The sequence below is a fragment of the Sabulicella rubraurantiaca genome, assembly GCF_017355885.1.
GTDB lineage: Bacteria > Pseudomonadota > Alphaproteobacteria > Acetobacterales > Acetobacteraceae > Roseococcus > Roseococcus rubraurantiacus.
Window position 1 is genome coordinate 171,588 of record NZ_JAFEUU010000003.1, and the last position, 16,045, is coordinate 187,632.

The 16,045-nt window shown below is 70.7% G+C and carries 18 protein-coding genes; 11 read left to right on the plus strand and 7 right to left on the minus strand.

All coding sequences use genetic code 11. From position 1 onward, the window contains the following. The first annotated feature begins 3 nt into the window (after positions 1-3). From JTJ31_RS07615 to fabG, 3 genes are read left to right on the plus strand one after another with little or no spacing between them, the layout of a single operon-like run. Positions 4-795, plus strand: a complete 792-nt coding sequence (locus tag JTJ31_RS07615; RefSeq protein ID WP_207538035.1) for a beta-ketoacyl synthase chain length factor — start codon at positions 4-6, stop codon at positions 793-795. Beyond that, positions 789-1,217: a phosphotransferase gene (locus JTJ31_RS07620; RefSeq protein WP_207538036.1), complete on the plus strand. Its 429-nt coding sequence runs from the start codon at positions 789-791 to the stop codon at positions 1,215-1,217. Before JTJ31_RS07615 ends, JTJ31_RS07620 begins: the two co-directional genes overlap by 7 nt. After that, the gene (gene fabG, locus JTJ31_RS07625; protein WP_207538037.1) at positions 1,214-1,942 is read left to right on the plus strand and encodes a 3-oxoacyl-ACP reductase FabG; all 729 of its coding nucleotides are present in this window, start codon (positions 1,214-1,216) and stop codon (positions 1,940-1,942) included. Before JTJ31_RS07620 ends, fabG begins: the two co-directional genes overlap by 4 nt. Here the strand turns inward: fabG and JTJ31_RS07630 are convergent. Further along, positions 1,923-2,330: a hypothetical protein gene (locus JTJ31_RS07630; protein ID WP_207538038.1), complete on the minus strand. Its 408-nt coding sequence runs from the start codon at positions 2,328-2,330 to the stop codon at positions 1,923-1,925. The two genes, fabG and JTJ31_RS07630, sit on opposite strands and share 20 nt — an antisense overlap. A 107-nt stretch (positions 2,331-2,437) precedes the next feature. On the opposite strand from JTJ31_RS07630, the gene JTJ31_RS07635 reads away from it, so the two are divergent. Next, on the plus strand, positions 2,438-2,629 hold the full coding sequence (locus JTJ31_RS07635) for a hypothetical protein (protein WP_207538039.1): 192 nt from the start codon (positions 2,438-2,440) through the stop codon (positions 2,627-2,629). A gap of 67 nt (positions 2,630-2,696) precedes the next feature. Here the strand turns inward: JTJ31_RS07635 and JTJ31_RS07640 are convergent, their stop codons facing one another. Further along, positions 2,697-3,992: an NAD(P)/FAD-dependent oxidoreductase gene (locus JTJ31_RS07640; RefSeq protein ID WP_207538040.1), complete on the minus strand. Its 1,296-nt coding sequence runs from the start codon at positions 3,990-3,992 to the stop codon at positions 2,697-2,699. A 40-nt stretch (positions 3,993-4,032) separates the two neighbouring features. Continuing rightward, complete coding sequence (locus JTJ31_RS07645; RefSeq protein WP_207538041.1) at positions 4,033-4,611, minus strand: LysE family translocator; 579 nt, start codon at positions 4,609-4,611, stop codon at positions 4,033-4,035. Positions 4,612-4,718: 107 nt separating this feature from the next. Here JTJ31_RS07645 and JTJ31_RS07650 point away from each other — a divergent pair, with 107 nt between their 5' ends. The 4 genes from JTJ31_RS07650 to JTJ31_RS07665 are packed head-to-tail and all read left to right on the plus strand — an operon-like array spanning position 4,719 to position 8,577. Next, complete coding sequence (locus tag JTJ31_RS07650; RefSeq protein ID WP_207538042.1) at positions 4,719-5,573, plus strand: MBL fold metallo-hydrolase; 855 nt, start codon at positions 4,719-4,721, stop codon at positions 5,571-5,573. A 42-nt stretch (positions 5,574-5,615) separates the two neighbouring features. Further along, entirely contained in the window at positions 5,616-6,206 is a 591-nt protein-coding gene (locus JTJ31_RS07655; protein ID WP_207538043.1) for a GbsR/MarR family transcriptional regulator, read from the plus strand. Continuing rightward, positions 6,194-7,561, plus strand: a complete 1,368-nt coding sequence (locus tag JTJ31_RS07660; RefSeq protein WP_207538044.1) for a cytochrome ubiquinol oxidase subunit I — start codon at positions 6,194-6,196, stop codon at positions 7,559-7,561. The genes JTJ31_RS07655 and JTJ31_RS07660 overlap by 13 nt, the downstream gene beginning before the upstream one ends. Positions 7,562-7,566: 5 nt before the next feature. Continuing rightward, the gene (locus JTJ31_RS07665) at positions 7,567-8,577 is read left to right on the plus strand and encodes a cytochrome d ubiquinol oxidase subunit II (RefSeq protein WP_207538045.1); all 1,011 of its coding nucleotides are present in this window, start codon (positions 7,567-7,569) and stop codon (positions 8,575-8,577) included. A gap of 253 nt (positions 8,578-8,830) precedes the next feature. On the opposite strand, the gene JTJ31_RS07670 is transcribed toward JTJ31_RS07665, so the two are convergent. Together JTJ31_RS07670 and JTJ31_RS07675 are read right to left on the minus strand one after the other, a co-directional pair. Continuing rightward, positions 8,831-9,865, minus strand: a complete 1,035-nt coding sequence (locus JTJ31_RS07670; protein WP_207538046.1) for an IS110 family RNA-guided transposase — start codon at positions 9,863-9,865, stop codon at positions 8,831-8,833. A gap of 87 nt (positions 9,866-9,952) precedes the next feature. Beyond that, the gene (locus JTJ31_RS07675) at positions 9,953-10,885 is read right to left on the minus strand and encodes a pirin family protein (protein ID WP_207538047.1); all 933 of its coding nucleotides are present in this window, start codon (positions 10,883-10,885) and stop codon (positions 9,953-9,955) included. 92 nt (positions 10,886-10,977) lie between these two features. Between JTJ31_RS07675 and JTJ31_RS24955 the strand changes: the two genes are divergently transcribed. The 3 genes from JTJ31_RS24955 (at position 10,978) to JTJ31_RS07690 (ending at position 13,785) form a co-directional block, all read left to right on the plus strand. Beyond that, on the plus strand, positions 10,978-11,877 hold the full coding sequence (locus JTJ31_RS24955) for an HAD family hydrolase (RefSeq protein WP_207538048.1): 900 nt from the start codon (positions 10,978-10,980) through the stop codon (positions 11,875-11,877). Continuing rightward, positions 11,874-12,788, plus strand: coding sequence for a phosphotransferase family protein (locus JTJ31_RS07685; RefSeq protein ID WP_207538049.1), 915 nt, complete (start codon positions 11,874-11,876; stop codon positions 12,786-12,788). The genes JTJ31_RS24955 and JTJ31_RS07685 overlap by 4 nt, the downstream gene beginning before the upstream one ends. Positions 12,789-12,858: 70 nt before the next feature. Beyond that, complete coding sequence (locus JTJ31_RS07690) at positions 12,859-13,785, plus strand: sensor domain-containing diguanylate cyclase (RefSeq protein WP_207538050.1); 927 nt, start codon at positions 12,859-12,861, stop codon at positions 13,783-13,785. Here the strand turns inward: JTJ31_RS07690 and JTJ31_RS07695 are convergent. Together JTJ31_RS07695 and JTJ31_RS07700 are read right to left on the minus strand one after the other, a co-directional pair. Next, positions 13,782-15,005, minus strand: a complete 1,224-nt coding sequence (locus JTJ31_RS07695) for a CaiB/BaiF CoA transferase family protein (RefSeq protein ID WP_207538051.1) — start codon at positions 15,003-15,005, stop codon at positions 13,782-13,784. The genes JTJ31_RS07690 and JTJ31_RS07695 overlap by 4 nt on opposite strands. Beyond that, positions 15,002-15,967, minus strand: coding sequence for a Bug family tripartite tricarboxylate transporter substrate binding protein (locus tag JTJ31_RS07700; RefSeq protein WP_207538052.1), 966 nt, complete (start codon positions 15,965-15,967; stop codon positions 15,002-15,004). The genes JTJ31_RS07695 and JTJ31_RS07700 overlap by 4 nt, the downstream gene beginning before the upstream one ends. Between the last annotated feature and the right edge of the window lie 78 nt (positions 15,968-16,045).

Genomic DNA, 16,045 nt, shown 5'->3' on the forward strand with positions numbered 1-16,045 from the left:
CGCATGATCCGCTGCTCCGTGCATGGGGTCTCCGTCTGGGGCCCCGGCCTGCCCGGATGGGCGGCGAGCGAGGCCGTGCTGGCCGGATCTTCCCCTTGGGAAGCGGCGGAATGCGCCGTGCCCGCCCCCGCCCTGCTCTCCCCCACGGAGCGCCGCCGGGCCGGGGCCACCACGCGCCTCGCCCTCGCCGCCGCCGCCGAGGCGACGGAAGCGGAGCCTGATCGCGCGGCGCTGGAAACGGTGTTCAGCAGCGCCAATGGCGACGGCGCCGTGGTGGGGGCGCTGATGGAGGCGCTGCAGGCGGAGGAGGTCGCGCTCTCGCCCACGCAGTTCCACAACTCGGTGCACAATGCGGCGGCGGGGTACTGGCACATCGCGGTCGGCTCCACCCACCCCTCCCTGTCGCTGGGTGGACATGATGCGGCCTTCGGCGCGGGGCTGCTGGCGGCGGCGGCTTCGGCTTCGGTGCGCGGCGGGCCGGTGCTGCTTTGTGCCTATGACGTGCCCATGCCGGCGCCGCTGCACGGGGCCCGGCCCACCGCGTTTCCCTTCGCCGCCGCGCTGGTGCTGCGCCAGGCCGACTCTCCTGGCGCGCGCGCCGTGCTGGAACTCACCCCGCGCCCCGGCCCGGCGCCCGAGGCTTCTCCGGACGATGCGCTGATGGCGCTGGAGACAGGCAACCCCGCCGCCCGCGCCCTGCCGTTGCTGCGCGCCCTGGCGGCGCGGCGCGATTCCGTGCAGCGCCTCGCCTCCGGCCCTGAGAGTCACCTGGAGCTGCGCTGCATTCCATGCTGACCCTGCCCGGCGACGCGGCTGCGGTCGCGCGCCTCGTGCCACATGCCGGTTCCATGTCCCTGCTCGACCGGGTGCTGCATTGGGAGGAGGGCCGCATCCTCTGCGAGACCGCGCGCCACCGCGACCCTGCCCACCCGCTGCGCCGCGACGGCATCCTGCCCGCGATCTGCGGCGTCGAGTTCGCCCTGCAGGCCATGGCGCTGCACGGCGCGCTGGGCGAGGGGGCGGCGCAGCGCCGGGGCTTCGTTTCCTCCCTGCGCGACGTGTCCCTGCGCCTTGCCCTGCTGGACGAGGTGCCCGGTCCCCTGGAGGTGGAGGCCGAGGCGCTGGTGGCCGAGGCCTCTGGCTTCATCTACCGCTTCGCCATCCGGGGCGAGGGAGAAGCGCTTCTGGAGGGCCAGGCGGCCGTGATCCTCGCATGACGACCAGCCGCCGCGCCTTGGTGACGGGCGGTGCCAGCCCGCTGGGCGGAGCCATGTCCCGCCACCTCGCCGCGCAGGGGCATGAGGTGCTGATCCACGCCCATGCCGGGCTGGAGCGCGCCGAGGCGCTGGCGGGGGAGATCCGCGCCGGGGGCGGGCGCGCCTCGGCGATGGGCTTCGACCTTTCGGACGTACCCGGCACCGCCGCCGCGCTGGAGTGCGCCCTGGCGGATGGGCCGGTGCAGATCCTGGTCCACAATGCCGGCATCCATGACGACGTGCCCCTGGCCGCGATGACCGAGGCGCAGTGGCGGGGCGTGGTGGAGGTGTCGCTGACCGGCTTCTATGCCGCGCTGCGGCCGCTGATCATGCCGATGATGGGCACGCGCTGGGGCCGCGTCGTCGCCATCTCCTCCATCTCCGGCCTGATGGGGAATCGCGGGCAGGCGGCCTATGCCGCCGCCAAGGCCGGGCTGATCGGCGCGGTGAAGACCGTCTCGCTCGAATACGCCTCGCGCGGGGTCACGGCCAATGCCGTGGCGCCCGGCATCATCGAGAGCCCGGCCGTCTCGGCCGCCCTGCCGCCTGAGCGTATCCGGGAGATGGTGCCCGCCCGCCGCGCCGGGCGGCCGGAGGAGGTGGCGGCGGTGGTGGGCTTCCTGTGCTCCGACGCCGCCAGCTATGTCAGCGGGCAGGTGATCGCGGTCAGTGGCGGGCTGGGCTGAATCCGCCCATGGCGGATTCGCGCATGATGGCGTTCCGCAGGTTCTGCACCCAGGAATTGTAGTTCGGGTGGATCGTGCCGGCCGAGGCATTGAGGTTGGTGCTGTCCACGTAGCGGATGCGGAAGCGGTTCCGGTCGTAGGGAATGTCCACCACCGCCTGGTGCGAGCGGAGGTTCAGCGTGCCGCGCATCAGACCGGGCTGGAAATCCGACATGGACCAGCCGAGCGAGGCGCCGGCGCGGCGGATCTGCAAGGCCCGATCCGAGAGGTTGCCCGGCCCCTGGAACTCGCCATCTACCTCCGAGACCAGAGCGGCTTGGCGCCCGCAGGCGGCGATGGCGGGCAGGGTGAGGGCGAGAAGCAGGAGGGTGCGGCGTTGCGCGGTCATGGCGTGTTCCCCTTGATCAGGCGGCGGGATGATGGCGCTGCTTCCCAGGCACGGCAAGCCAAAGCAGATCTTGCGGCGCACCGGGCTGCACCACATGCTCCCACCTCATGACACGGCTTCCCCTGCTCCTTGCGCTCCTCCTCCTCGCTTCCTGCGAGAGCCGTCAGCCCGCCGCGCGCACCGGCGCCGCGCTGGATCGCGCCGGCACCCGTACCGGCGATGCGCTGGGGAATGCTGCGCAATCCACCGGCAACGCGCTGGATCGCGCCGGCGACTGGATGCGCGACCGAACGCGCTGAAGCAGCTTCAAGCCGGGCGGGATCGCCCGATGGCTCGGAACATGCGCCCGGGCAACGATCTGACGCGCTACTCCGCTGGTGCCAGCGCCGTCGGCTCCTCGGGCATGCGGGGGCCGAGGCCGAAGCGGTGCAGCGCCGACAGAACGTGGAACACCGCCTTGAAGCTTAGGATCGGCAAGGTGGCGCGCGGGTCGCCACGGAGATTGCCAGCCAGCATGTTGATGATGCCATCGCGCATCCACAGCGTGTTGCGCGGCGCCATGAAGAGCGAGCGCAGCACCGGGTCGTTGATGCGGTAGATCAGCCAGCTGATGCGGTCCATCGCGTCAGCCAGTTCGCGATTGGTGCGCGCCGCCAGGCGCTGCCCGCGCGCCGGGTTGTCCAGCCAGGCATGGGCGGCTTCCGCACCCAGCTCGCCCGCCGTCATCGCCATCAGCACGCCGGTCGAAAACATCGGGTCCACGAAGCCATAGGCGTCGCCGATCATCAGGAAGTTGTCACCGAAGCCCTGGCGCGCGCGGTAGCTGTAGTTGCCGGTGCTGTAGATGTCGCTGACCATCCGCGCGCCGCGCAGCCGGTCCGACACGGTGGGGGAGGAGGCGATGCGCGCCGCGAACACCTCCTGCGCCGCGCCCTTGCGGTTCTTCCAGGCGGATTGGTTGCCGACGAAGCCGACGCTCATCACGTCGCCCGGCAGCGGGATCAGCCAGAACCAGCCATCCTCCGCGAGGTGGATGGAGATGTAGCCCTCCAGCTCCCCGGTGCGGCGCTCCACCCCCTCGAAGTGGGCGTACATGGCAGCGGTGTTATTGTACTTGTTGGTGTCCTTCACCCGCATCCGCCCGGCGAGGAAGGTGTCGCGCCCGGAGGCGTCCAGCACGTAGCGGGGGCGGAACTCCAGCGCTTCCTTGTCCGGCCCTTCGGCGAGGACGGTGGCACGCTCGCCCGGCGCGCCGAAGCGGATGTCGGTGACGCGCACGCGCTCCCGCGCATCGGCGCCCTTGCGGCGGGCATTGCTGAAAAGCAGCGCGTCGAAATCCGAGCGCCGCACCTGCCACGAGCTGGTGCGCGAGCGGTTGAGCGCCTTTGCGAAGGGGAAGGCGCAGGACCGCCCGGTGCGGTCGCTCACGAACTCGGCGCCCGGCTTGTGCACGCCGATGCCGCGCACCTCCTCCAGCACGCCCAGGCGTTCCAGGATGTCCAGGTTGCGCGGCAGCAGGCTCTCGCCGATGTGGAAGCGCGGATGCGCCTCCTTTTCCAGCAGCGTGACGGAGCGCCCCTGCATGGCGAGGAGGGCGGCGGCGGTGGAGCCCGCCGGCCCCCCGCCCACGATGAGGATGTCTGGTGAAGCGGTGCCGGGCATGGCGCGAAGGCAGCGCAGCCTCCGGCCCCCTGTCAAGCGGTCAGCGCAGCATCGGCGAGAGGAGCAGGAAGGCCGCGAAGCCGCCTACGGCCAGCGATCCGGCCCGTGGCACGAAGCGCGCCTTGCCCGCCCGCCCCGCCGCCGTGCCCAGCATGGCGCCGAAGGCGATCCAGCCCAGGGCGCAGCCCATCAGCAGCCCCAGGAAGCCCAGCAGATAGAGGCCCACGCCGGGATGGCCGAAGGGCACGATCACCAGGGCCAGCACCAGCGCCTTGGGGTTCAGCAGCGTCGTCAGCCAGACCTGCGCGAAGGTCACCGCGCCGTCCGGTCCTGGCCCGGCCTCGCCCTTCTGCCAGAGCCGCACCGCCAGCAGGACGAGGTAGATCCCCACCGCCACCCGCAGCGCGCCCGATACGAGAGGCGAGGCCGCCACGGCTGGCCCCACCAGCAGCCCGATGGCGAGGATGGCGATGAGGTAGCCCGCCGCCTCCGCCAGGATGAGCTTCAGCGAGGCGCGCAGCCCTGCCATGGCGCCGGAGGTCGCCAGAAGGCTGTTGGTGGGGCCGGGCGTCCCCAGCAGCGCCAGCACGGCCAGGGCGAAAAGCAGCGGGTCTTGCATGCCTCTCTGCATAGGACGGAACCGGACGCCCGGCGATCCGCCCGCGCAACATTCCTTGCCGAGGGCAGCAAGGCGCACCTAGCCTCGCCCGAAAAGGAGGAAACGCCATGCCCGACGCCGCGATCCGCGCCTTCTTCCACGAACCCACCAACACGGTCAGCTACCTCGTCTGGTGCCCGGAGACGCGCGAGGGGGCGGTGGTGGATCCCGTGCTGGACTGGAACCAGGCGGCGGGCGAGGCTTCGACCCGCTCCGCCCAGGCCATCCTCGACGCGGCGCGGGAGGAGAGGGTGCGGATCGCCCGCATCCTCGAGACCCACGCCCATGCCGACCACCTGACGGCGGCGCCCTGGCTGAAGGCACGCACCGGCGCGCCGATCGGCATCGGCGCCCACATCACCGAGGTGCAGCGCATCTTCCGCCCCGTCTTCGACGTGGAGGCGGATCCTGGTGATTTCGACGAGCTCTATGAGGATGGCGACCATTTCGCCCTTGGCCGGTTGAGGGTGGAGGTGCTGCACGTGCCCGGACACACCCCGGCCGACATCGCCTACAAGGCTGGAGACGATGTGTTCGTGGGCGACACGCTGTTCATGCATGATTACGGCACGGCGCGCTGCGACTTCCCGGGCGGCGATTGCCGCGCCCTGTGGAACTCCATCACCCGCCTGCTTGCCCTGCCGGACCACACGAGGCTGTGGATGTGCCACGACTACAAGGCGCCGGGGCGGGACAGCTTCGCCTGGCGGTCCAGCGTGGCAGAGCAGAAGGCGCACAACCCCCACCTCAAGATGAGCGAGGAGGAGTTCGTGCGCTTCCGGCAGGAGCGCGACGCCAAGCTTTCCACGCCCGCGCTCTTGATCCCTTCCATCCAGGTCAACATCCGGGCCGGGCGCTTCCCCGAGGCCGAAAGCAATGGCGTGCGTTACCTGAAGCTTCCGGTGAAGGGCACGGTCGAGTGAGTGCTTCTTGAATTTCAGGAATTCCAGAAATATCTGACGAGTATGGATCTTCCGCCCCTCATCCAGTCCTTCGTGCTCCATTTCGGGGAGATGGGCTCGCGCTGGGGCATCAACCGCACGGTGGGGCAGATCTACGCCCTGCTTTATGTCGCCGATCGCCCGCTGAACGCGGAGGATATCGTGGAGGCGCTAGGCGTCTCGCGTTCCAACGTTTCCATGGGGCTGAAGGAGCTAGACACGTGGCGGTTGATCCGCCGCCTGCACCTGCCCGGCGACCGGCGCGACCATTTCGCCGCGCTGGAGGACCCCTGGGCAGTGATCCGCACCCTGGCGGAGGAGCGGCGCAAGCGCGAAGTGGATCCCACCCTCACCGTGTTGCGCGACCTGATGATGCAGAAGGCGGCCACCCCCGCCGAGCAGCACGCACAGGGGCGCCTGCGCGAGATGACGGAGGCGATCGAACTTCTCACCTCCTGGGCGGACGAGATCGCGAAGCTGCCGGATGAGCGCGTCGTCGCCCTGCTGCGCATGGGAAGCGGCGTCGCCAAGGTGCTGGATTCCGGCCGCAAGCTGAAGCTCATCATGGGCGGGAAGAAGTCCCGCCAGAAGGAGAAGAAACCATGGACGGCGTGATGCTGTCGCGGATCCAGTTCGCGGCGAACATCTCCTTCCACATCCTGTTCCCGGCCATCACCATCGCGCTGGGCTGGATCCTCCTCTTCCTGAAGCTGCGCTTCAACGCGACCAAGGACGAGGCGTGGATGGACGCCTACAAGTTCTGGGTGAAGGTCTTTGCCCTCTCCTTCGCGATGGGTGTCGTCTCCGGCGTCACCATGTCCTTCCAGTTCGGCACCAACTGGCCGGGCTACATGGAGCGCGTGGGCAACATCGCCGGGCCGCTCCTCGCCTATGAGGTCATCACCGCCTTCTTCCTGGAGGCGACCTTCCTCGCCGTCATGCTGTTCGGCTACGGCCGCGTGCCCGACCGGCTGCATACGCTGGCGACCCTCCTCGTCGCGCTGGGCACGACCATGTCGGCCTTCTGGATCCTGGTGCTGAATTCCTGGATGCAGACCCCGGCGGGGTTCGAGATCCGCGGCGGCGTGGCCCATGCGACGGATTGGGCGGCGATCATCCTCAACCCCTCCATGCCCTTTCGCGTCACGCACATGCTGCTCGCCTCCGGGCTTACGGCCTCCTTCCTGGTGGCGGGGCTGTCGGCCTATCGCTGGCTGCGCGGCGATGACAGCCCGGGCGTCATGCGGGCGATGCGCGTCGGCGTCTTCGTTGCTGCCACGCTGATCCCCCTGCAGATTCTGGCCGGCGACATGCACGGGTTGAACACGCTGCATCACCAGCCGCAGAAGGTGGCGGCGATGGAAGGCATCTGGGAGACGGAACGCGGTGCCGGGCTGCGCCTCTTCGCCTGGCCCGACGACGCGAACCGCACAAACCGCTACGCGGTCGAGGTGCCCTATCTCGGCTCGCTCATCCTCACCCATAGCTGGGAGGGCGAGATCCGCGGCCTCAACGAGTTCGCGGGCGAGCATCCGCCGATGCTGCCGGTCTTCCTCGCCTTCCGCGTGATGGTCGGCATGGGCGTGCTGATGCTGCTGGTTTCCTGGTGGGCCGCCTTCTCCTTCTGGCGGCGCGGGCGGGTGTCGCGCCCAGCGGCCTGGGCGCTCGCCGGCATGACCTTCTCTGGCTGGGTGGCGACGCTGGCCGGTTGGTACACGACGGAGATCGGGCGGCAGCCCTGGCTCGTCACCGGCATCCTCCGCACCGGCGAGGCCGCGGGGCCGGTCCCGGCTGGCACGGTGGCGACCTCGCTCGCTGCCTATCTCGCGGTCTATGCCTTCCTGCTGCTCGCCTATGTCGGCACGTTGATGCATCTCGCCCGCCGTCCGGCGCTCACCGGTCCGGACGCGCCGGGCGAGCCGAAGCGCCCCGGCCTGCCCGCCGCGGCCACACTGGTTCCAGGGGAGTGACGGGGATGGAGACGCTGCCCGAGGGCGCCTGGCTGCCCATGGTCTTCGCGGGGCTGATGGGCCTCGCCATGCTGCTCTACGCCGTGCTCGACGGCTTCGACCTCGGCGTGGGCATCATGCTGCGCGCGGCCCCGGAGGAGGCGGAGCGCGACCGCATGATCCACTCCATCGGCCCGTTCTGGGATGCGAACGAGACCTGGCTGGTGCTGGGCGTAGGGCTGCTGCTGGTCGCCTTCCCGCGGGCGCATGGCATGATCCTCACCGCGCTCTACATCCCCGTGCTGCTGATGCTGGTGGGGCTGATCGCGCGCGGCGTCGCCTTCGAGTTCCGCACCAAGGCGCCAGAGGCGCAGAAGCCGCGCTGGGACCTCGCCTTCCAGGGCGGCTCGCTGCTTGCCGGCTTCTCGCAGGGCTGGATGCTCGGCGTCTATATCCTCGGCTTCGCCGAGGGCTGGGGGGCGCTGCTCTTCGCGCTGTTCTGCGGCGTCTTCATCTGCGCCGGCTACGCGCTGATCGGCGCCTCCTGGCTGGTGTGGCGCACGGAAGGCGCGCTGCAGGAGCGTGCGGTGCGCTGGGCGCGGATCGCGCTGATCCTGACCGGCATCGGCGTCGTCGCCGTGTCACTCGCCACGCCCTTCGCCTCGCCGCGCATCATGGAGCGTTGGTTCTCCTTCCCGGAGATCCTCGGCCTCGCCCCCATCCCGGTGGCGACGGGGGCGCTGTTCCTGGTGGTGTTCCTGTCGCTGCGCCACTTGCCGCGCCGCGACGCCGCGCTGGACTGGGTGCCCTTCGCCGCCACGGCGGGCATCTTCATCCTCTGCTTCCAGGGCCTCGCTTACTCCTTCTGGCCCTATGTGGTGCCCGACCGCCTGACCATCTTCGAGGCCGCCTCGGCGCCCGAAAGCCTGCTGATCATCCTGGTCGGCACGCTGGTCGTGCTGCCGGTCATCATCGCCTACACCGTGCTGGTGTGGCGCTGGTTCGGCGGCAAGGCGCAGGCGCTGAAGTATTACTGACCGTTCTCTAATCGGGGCATCCAGGTCAAGCGCCGGAGTAGAGGCTGGCCGCCGCCGGGGTCATGGTTCTCTTCGGGGTCGGTGTGATCCGCCCCATGATGGGGGTCAGGGGTGGGGCGCCGCGATGTCTGAGGCGGCCTGATCCGCCGGTTTCCGTCGGACCGACCAACGGTCACTGCGCGGTCGCCTCCACCCACCGTCCCGGCAGAGACAGCCTCTCCGCCGGAGCGGAGCCTGGATGGTGGCGCGCGGGTCAGGCCATCTTGGCCTCCTCGCGCGTCCACCAGAACTCGCTGCCGTCCACCCAGATGCAGCGGAGAATGACGGCGATCTTACGGGCGACCGCAACGCGCGCCTTCTTGGCGCCGATCCGCTGCACCAGGCGGGTGCCCCATGCCTTGAGCGGCGAGAACCGCTGCACCTTCGTCAGCAGCACATTGGCTGCTTCGTACAGGCAGGTGCGGGTGAAGGCGTTGCCGCACTTCGAGACGCGCCCATGCCGGTCGACCTCGCCGGACTGGTAGCGCGTCGGCGTCAGCCCGAGATAGGGACCGACATCGCGAGCATGTTTGAAGCGCTCCGGCTCATCGATGGTGAAGAGGAAGGCCAATGCGGTGATCGGTCCGACACCGGGCACGGTCATGAACCGCTTGAGGACGGGCTCGCTGCGCACGACGTGGCGGATGTCGCGGTCCAGCGCGGCAATCTGGACGGCGACCTGCCGCCGCACTTCGGCGAGCTTGGCCACCAAGCCGCTGATGGTCGGGTTGCCCTCCGCCAGTGCCTCGGCGCGGCGGATGAGGGCATCGGTGTTCCCTGGCCCGAGGATCAGGCCGAAGGTCTTCAACAGGCCGCGGATCTGCCCATCAAGGTCAACGCGGATCCCCACCAGACGACGCCGGGCTGCGAGCAGCGCCAGGTGCTCGTGTGCGGTGAAGCTCTTGGCGGTGACGGCGCGATACCATCCGATCCGGAGCATCTCGGCCAAGCCGCGGGCATCGCTGCGGTCTGATTTGGTCGGCCGCATCGAGAGCGCGGCATTGGCATGTCGCGCGTCCATCAGCACCACCGGCAGATCGGCCTTTTTCAGGGCATGGTACAGCCAAGGAGAGGTGGCGCCGGTCTCAAGGCCCACGCGTGCAGCCTGCGGCGCCTTGCTGCGGATGAGGCTGATCAGGACCGCAGGCTCGGCCACGACCTTGCCTTCGAAGGTCACGGCTCCCTTCGTGTCGATGACGCAGACGCTGACCTCCTTCAGCGAAACGTCGAGCGCGACATACTGCTCCATGGCGGCTTCTCCCAAGATGGCATGCCCGGAGCTGATCCTAGCAAGCCGGGCATCGGGGAGGCGGCCCGCCCCGATTACCCCATGTCTTCAGGTCGTGGGCGATCCCTGGCCCACGTCCCTCGAACCGGCGCGGAGGGTGACGCGGCCCTCAGGCAACGGGATGAACTCCTTCTCGTCATCCGCCACCGCGCCGAAGCGCCCGTCCTTCCAGTCACTCTTCGCCTGCTCGATACGGTCGCGCGATGAGGAGACGAAGTTCCAGAAGATGTAGCGCGGCCCGTCCATCGCCGCGCCGCCCAGCAGCAGCACCCGCGCCCCCTCCGGCCCGGCATGGAGCGAGAGACGGTCGCCCGCGCGGAACACGAGGAGCCGCCCGGCCTCCCATTCCTGGTCCGTGATGCGGACCGTTCCCGAAACCAGGTAGGCCGCGCGCTCCTCGTGCCCATCGGGCAAGGGCACGGCGGCGCCGGGCGCCAGGATCACGTCGGCGTAGAAGAGCGGCGAGGACACGGCGACCGGCGCGCGCAGCCCCCAGCCTTCCCCGGCGACGAGGCGCAGCGCCATGCCGCCATCCTCGACGAAGGGCAGGGCATCGGCGCCGTGGTGGAAGAAGGCGGGGTCCACCTCCTCCGCATCCTTCGGCAGCGCCACCCAGGACTGGATGCCGAAGAGCCGGTTCACCTGGCCGCGCTTCGCCTCGTCCGTGCGTTCGCTATGGGCGATGCCGCGCCCGGCGGTCATCCAGTTCACCTCGCCGGGGCGGATGGGCTGGCGCACGCCGAGCGTGTCGCGGTGCAGGATCTCGCCTTCGTAGAGATAGGTGAGGGTGGACAGGCCGATATGCGGGTGCGGCCGCACGTCCAGCCCCTTGCCCGAGAGGAACTCTCCCGGCCCCATCTGGTCCAGGAAGATGAAGGGGCCGACCATCTGCCGCTCACGCGAGGGCAGGGCACGCCGCACCTCGAAGCCGCCGACATCGTGGGCGCGGGGCAGGATGACCGTCTCGGGTCCAGGGGTCATGGCGGGGCTCCTTCGTTGCAAGATGTAGGGAGTGTCATCTTTTTCGCGAGGCCTGCGTTGTGCCGGGGAACAACCCTGACCGGAGGGCATCCTTGCACGACGACCCGCTGGCCATTTTCCTGGCCCGCTCCGCCTTCCGCGAGGCAGGGGCAGTCATCACCGACCTCGACGGCACGGCGCTGGACGAGTGGGAAGGGCGCATCCGCGTCCATCCCGAGGTGGAGTTCGGGCTGAAGCGCCTCGCCGAGTTGGGGCGGCCCGTGGCGATCAACACGCTGCGCTTCCCGCTGAACGTGGTGCGGACCTTCGGCCGCGCCTGGTCCTCCATCACGGACGAGCCCTTGCCCTTCGTGTCGCTGAACGGCGCCCAGACCGGTCTCCTCCTCCCTGGCCCGGGCGACACGGTGGTGTTCGACGAGCTCGACGCCGTTCCTGTCACCCCCGCCGAGGTGGCGGAGGTGCTGGAGGGGGTGGAGGGACTTGTCGCCGGCGGAGTGGAGGAGCTGCTCGTCTTCTTCTACGGGCGCGACTGGCAGCTGGGCGAGCGCATCTGGGCGCCGGGCGAGGCGGGGGCTGAGGCGGCACGGGATCGCTACCGCTCCGCTTCGGAGGTGTTCCACGGCCCGGTGGAGGCGCTGCGGCGGCGGCTGGCGGCGGAGGAGGTGCTGATGATCTTCCTCCTCGTCTCCATCCCGGAGGACAAGCGCATGGCCTATCAGCATGCGCGGCCCTCCTCCTTCGTCACGCATCGCGGGGTGGACAAGCTGGACGGGGCGCGGCGCCTTGCCGATCGCCTGGGCTTCTCCCTGCCGGACTCCGTGGGCTGCGGCGACACGCCCATGGACGCCTTCCTCGCCGGATGCGGCCTCGCCGTGCAGGTCGGGCCGCAGGCGCTGGAGCACAAGGGCGTCCACGCCACGCTGCGCGTGCCCGACCCGGCCGGGCTGGGCGCGCTGCTGCGCCGCCTCTCGGCCGAGGGCGGCGCTTCGTGAATCTCGACGCGCGTGCTGCCCGCCGCCATGCCGGCGCCATCCTGCGCCGCCTGCTGGGCCGCAACCCGACGCGGGTGGAGCGGCTGGGCGGCGGGCTGAGCAACCACGTCTTCGCCGCCCGCATGGGGCGCGACCAGCTCGTGCTGCGCCTCAACCCCGAGCCGGGGAAGGTGAAGGACTTCCTGAAGGAGCAATGGGCGATGGCCCAGGCGCGCGAGGCCGGCGTGCCCGTGCCCGAGGTGCTGGAGGTCGGCGCCGCCCCCTTGCCCTTCATGGTGCTGAAATCCGTGCCCGGCGACATGGCCATCCACCATCCGGAGCGGCGCGGCGTGCTGGAGGCGCTGGGCCGCAACGCACGGCTCATCCACGGCATCCGCACCGAAGGCTTCGGCCAGACCTTCGACTGGTCGCACAACCGCCTGTCCCGTCGGGACACTTGGCGCGACTACCTCCGGCGCGAATATCGCGGGGCGGAACGGCTCGCGCTGCTGCGCCGCCACGCCATGCTGCCCGTCGCCACGGCCCGCAAGCTGCGGCAGACGCTGGAGGCGTTGGAGAAGATGGAGGTGCAGCCGTCGCTGAACCACGGCGACCTGCGGCTGAAGAACGTCATCGTCAGCGGCGGGGGCGAGATCCGCGCCATCCTGGACTGGGAGTTCTGCACCTCCCATGCCGCGCCGTGGTGGGATCTGTCCCTGGCCCTGCACGACCTGTCGGTGGATGCGAAGGAGGCGCTGCTGCGCGGCTACGGCATGGGGCCCGCCGAGCTTCGCGAGGCAGCGCCGGTGCTGCGCCTGTTCAACACGCTGAACTACGCCCAGGCGGTCGAGCACGCCGCTTCGTTGCGGGACGACGTCGCGCTGGAATGGCTGCGTGCCCGGCTGCACGGGGCGCTCGACCTCTACGTGTAACGGGTCATTCCGCAACTCTTCATCTTGCCTTGCGTCTCATCCCGGTGTTTGGGTTTTTCCCGGGGCGCATATGGATCGCGAGGCGACAGAAACGGCAGCACAGGGGGCGCCTCTCAAGGCGACGCCCTTCGACCTGGAGCTGCTCCGCCTGGCCGTCGACGAGACGGGATGCAACTTCGCCGTCTTCGACCGGGATCGCTACCTCATCGCCTATAGCCGCTCCTATGCGGAGCTGCACCGCGACGCCTTTGCCAGGCTGACGCCGCCGCTGCGCTATGACGACCTCATGCGAGTCACCCTTTCCCTGACGCGTCCCGGCGAAGATATCGAGGAAGCGCTGAAGGCAGCGATCCGCGCCCATGAGCAGGGGAATGGCGCCTATGAGCGGCGCTACCCGGATGGGCGCTGGATGCGAGTGGTCAAGCGCACCCTGCCGAGCGGCCATGTCGCCGGCTTCGCCCTCGACATCACGGAACTCAAGCTCGCCCAGGTCGCGGCGGAGCAGCTGGCCATCGAGGATCCGCTGACCCACCTGCCCAACCGCCGCGGCTTCCATGCGCTGTTCTCGCACGCTCTCGGGACGGGGCAGGGCGGGGTGCTGCTGCTGGTGGACCTCGACCGCTTCAAGGCGGTGAATGACGGCCAGGGCCATGCGGCGGGCGATGCCGTGCTGGCCGAGGTCGCGCGCCGCATGCGCGCCTCGGTGCGCGCCGGCGACGTGGTGTGCCGCCTGGGCGGGGACGAGTTCGCGCTCCTCTGCTCAGGGATGATGGATGGCGAGGCGCTCGAGCTCGGCCGCCGCCTGGTTTCCCTGCTGGAACGGCCCTTCCCCCTGGGCGAGGGGCGCGAGGCGCGGATCGGCGCCAGCATCGGCGTGGCGCGGCTGGCCGGCGCCGCCGGAATGGAGGAGGTGCTGCGCCGCGCCGACCGCGCCCTCTACCAGGCCAAGGCAGCAGGGCGGGGCTGCGTGCGCGCTGACGACACGCCGGAGCCCTAGCGCCGGGCAGGCGGAACGCTGAGCGCCGCGACCTCCTCTGGCCCCGCGCCCAGCTCCCCGAGGATAGCCGTCGTGTCCTCGCCCAGCCGGGGGGCCAGGCGGCGCACGGTACCAGGCGTGCCGGAGAGGCGGGGCGTGGGCGCGTGCATCACCACCTCGCGCTCCCCTTCCTTCGCCCGGACATAGACGCCGCGCCCGGCGATATGCGGATCGGCGAGGAGTTCCGCCGGCCCCAGGATCGGCCCGACCGTGACGCCCTCCGCCCGGAACAGAGCGAGGCAGGCTTCCTGCGTCATGCTGCCGATGAAGCGGTCGAGAATGGCGTCCACCTCCGCATCATGGGCCAGCCGCGCGGCGTTGTCGGCGAAGCGCGGATCCTCGATCAGCGCCGCTTGGCCGATCGCCGCGAAGATGCGGCGCGCCATGGCCTCGGTGGAGCCCGACAACGACACCCAGAGCCCGTCGGCGCAGCGATACACCCCGCGCGGCGAGGCGATCTTGGCGATACGCGGCGCATCTCCCAGCGCGGCGCGGTTGGTGACGTCCGGCCCCATGATGGAGGCCATGGGCTCCAGCAGGGACAAGTCCACTACCTGCCCGCGCCCGCCACGCACCTCCACCTCGCGCAGCGCGGCCGCGACGGCGAAGGCGCCGGACAGCCCCGTCACCATGTCGGCCAGGGCCATGTTGGGCAGTTCCGGCGTGCCGTCCGGCCGGGCATGGCGATGGGCGAAGCCGCTGAACCCTTCCACCAGGCTGCCGAAGCCCGGCAGTTCCCGGTAGGGGCCGGTCTGCCCCCAGCCGGAGATGCGGACGATGACGAGGCCCGGATTTTCGGCGTGCAGCGCCTCGGGCGCCAGACCCATCGCCTCCAGCGTGCCCGGGCGGAAGCTTTCCACCAGCACCTGCGCCGTGCTGACGAGACGGCGCAGCCAGCGCCCCGCCTCCGGGTCGCGCAGGTCGAGGGCAAGGCTGCGCTTGTTGCGGCCATAGGCCTGCCACCAGCCATCGAAACCGCCCGGATGGTCCGGGTGCCGCTCCCGCCAGGCGCGCAGCGTGTCCCCGGCGCCCGCCGGCTCGACCTTGATCACCTCCGCGCCGAAATCCGCCAGCTGCAGCGTCAGCATGTTGCCGGCGACGAGGCGCGACAGGTCCACGACCCGCACCCCGGAGAGCGGGCCGGTGCGCGACGGATCGGGATGGACGACCGGCAGGCTCATTCGAGGCGCAGGTCGAGCTGGCGCACCAGGGACCGCCAGACCGGTTCCTCCTCGCGCAGCCGGGCGACGAAGGCCTCGCGAGCCTCGCGCAGGATCTCGGTCTGCGAGGCCTGGAAGCGGGCCGCCACCTCCGGGTCGGCCAGGGCGCGATCCGTCGCCGCCGCGAGGCGCGCGACGCGGGCCGCGGGCGTGTCGCGCGGCGCGAAGAGCCCGCCCAGCACGGCGATCGGCGCGCCGGGCAGCCCGGCTTCCGCGAGGGTGGGCACGTCGGGCAGCACCGCCTCGCGCCGCTCCCCCGTCACGGCCAGGGCGCGCAGCCTTCCGCCCGTGATGTGCGGCATGGAGGCGGTGAGGGAGTCGGCGGCAAAGACCACCTGCCCGCCGATCAGGTCCGTGAGCGCCGCGCCGCTGCCGCGATAGGGGACATGCACCGCCTCGACCTGCGCGCGGCGCAGGAAGGCCTCGGCGGCGAGGTGCGTCATCGTGCCCACCCCTGCAGAGGCATAGGCGGTGCGGTCCCGGCGCAGCCGCGCCACCAGATCCGCCAGGGTCGCGGGCGCGCCCGGTGCGGTGGAGGCGAGGATGGCGAAGGGCGCGCGCAGCACCGGCGCCACGGCGGTGAAATCATCCATCGCGTAGCGGACGCCCGGGTTGACCAGCGGCAGCACCAGCAGCGCGGCGGTGGAGGAGAAGATGATGGTGTTGCCGTCCGGCTGCGCCCGCGCCACGGATTGATGCGCGATGGCACCGCCGCCGCCCGTCCGGTTCTCCACCACCACGGGCTGGCCCAGCACGGCGCCCATGGTGCCCGCGAGCAGCCGCGCGCTGATGTCGCTGCCCGAGCCGGGTCCCTGCGCGACGACGAGGGTGATCGGACGGCTGGGCCAGGTTTCGGCCCGCGCCAGGTTGGGCAAGCCGAGGGTAAGGCCGGCTAAGGCGGCGCGGCGGGGAAGGGGGAGCATGGCGGATTCCTCTCGCGCCGGAAGCTAGGCCAGTTCCGCTCCCCCTCCAATCGCGCACCCTTCGCCGGCCATGCTGGT

Bases quoted from the DNA above. Each gene is read 5' to 3' on its own strand.
- JTJ31_RS07655 (WP_207538043.1), top strand. From the start codon at position 5,616: ATGGATCTTCCGCCCCTCATCCAGTCCTTCGTGCTCCATTTCGGGGAG.
- JTJ31_RS07700 (WP_207538052.1), bottom strand. From the start codon at position 15,967: ATGCTCCCCCTTCCCCGCCGCGCCGCCTTAGCCGGCCTTACCCTCGGC.
- JTJ31_RS07650 (WP_207538042.1), top strand. From the start codon at position 4,719: ATGCCCGACGCCGCGATCCGCGCCTTCTTCCACGAACCCACCAACACG.
- JTJ31_RS07665 (WP_207538045.1), top strand. From the start codon at position 7,567: ATGGAGACGCTGCCCGAGGGCGCCTGGCTGCCCATGGTCTTCGCGGGG.
- JTJ31_RS07630 (WP_207538038.1), bottom strand. From the start codon at position 2,330: ATGACCGCGCAACGCCGCACCCTCCTGCTTCTCGCCCTCACCCTGCCC.
- JTJ31_RS07635 (WP_207538039.1), top strand. From the start codon at position 2,438: ATGACACGGCTTCCCCTGCTCCTTGCGCTCCTCCTCCTCGCTTCCTGC.
- JTJ31_RS07670 (WP_207538046.1), bottom strand. From the start codon at position 9,865: ATGGAGCAGTATGTCGCGCTCGACGTTTCGCTGAAGGAGGTCAGCGTC.
- JTJ31_RS07645 (WP_207538041.1), bottom strand. From the start codon at position 4,611: ATGCAAGACCCGCTGCTTTTCGCCCTGGCCGTGCTGGCGCTGCTGGGG.
- JTJ31_RS07660 (WP_207538044.1), top strand. From the start codon at position 6,194: ATGGACGGCGTGATGCTGTCGCGGATCCAGTTCGCGGCGAACATCTCC.
- JTJ31_RS07620 (WP_207538036.1), top strand. From the start codon at position 789: ATGCTGACCCTGCCCGGCGACGCGGCTGCGGTCGCGCGCCTCGTGCCA.
- JTJ31_RS07695 (WP_207538051.1), bottom strand. From the start codon at position 15,005: ATGAGCCTGCCGGTCGTCCATCCCGATCCGTCGCGCACCGGCCCGCTC.
- JTJ31_RS07615 (WP_207538035.1), top strand. From the start codon at position 4: ATGATCCGCTGCTCCGTGCATGGGGTCTCCGTCTGGGGCCCCGGCCTG.
- JTJ31_RS07690 (WP_207538050.1), top strand. From the start codon at position 12,859: ATGGATCGCGAGGCGACAGAAACGGCAGCACAGGGGGCGCCTCTCAAG.
- JTJ31_RS07675 (WP_207538047.1), bottom strand. From the start codon at position 10,885: ATGACCCCTGGACCCGAGACGGTCATCCTGCCCCGCGCCCACGATGTC.
- JTJ31_RS07640 (WP_207538040.1), bottom strand. From the start codon at position 3,992: ATGCCCGGCACCGCTTCACCAGACATCCTCATCGTGGGCGGGGGGCCG.
- fabG (WP_207538037.1), top strand. From the start codon at position 1,214: ATGACGACCAGCCGCCGCGCCTTGGTGACGGGCGGTGCCAGCCCGCTG.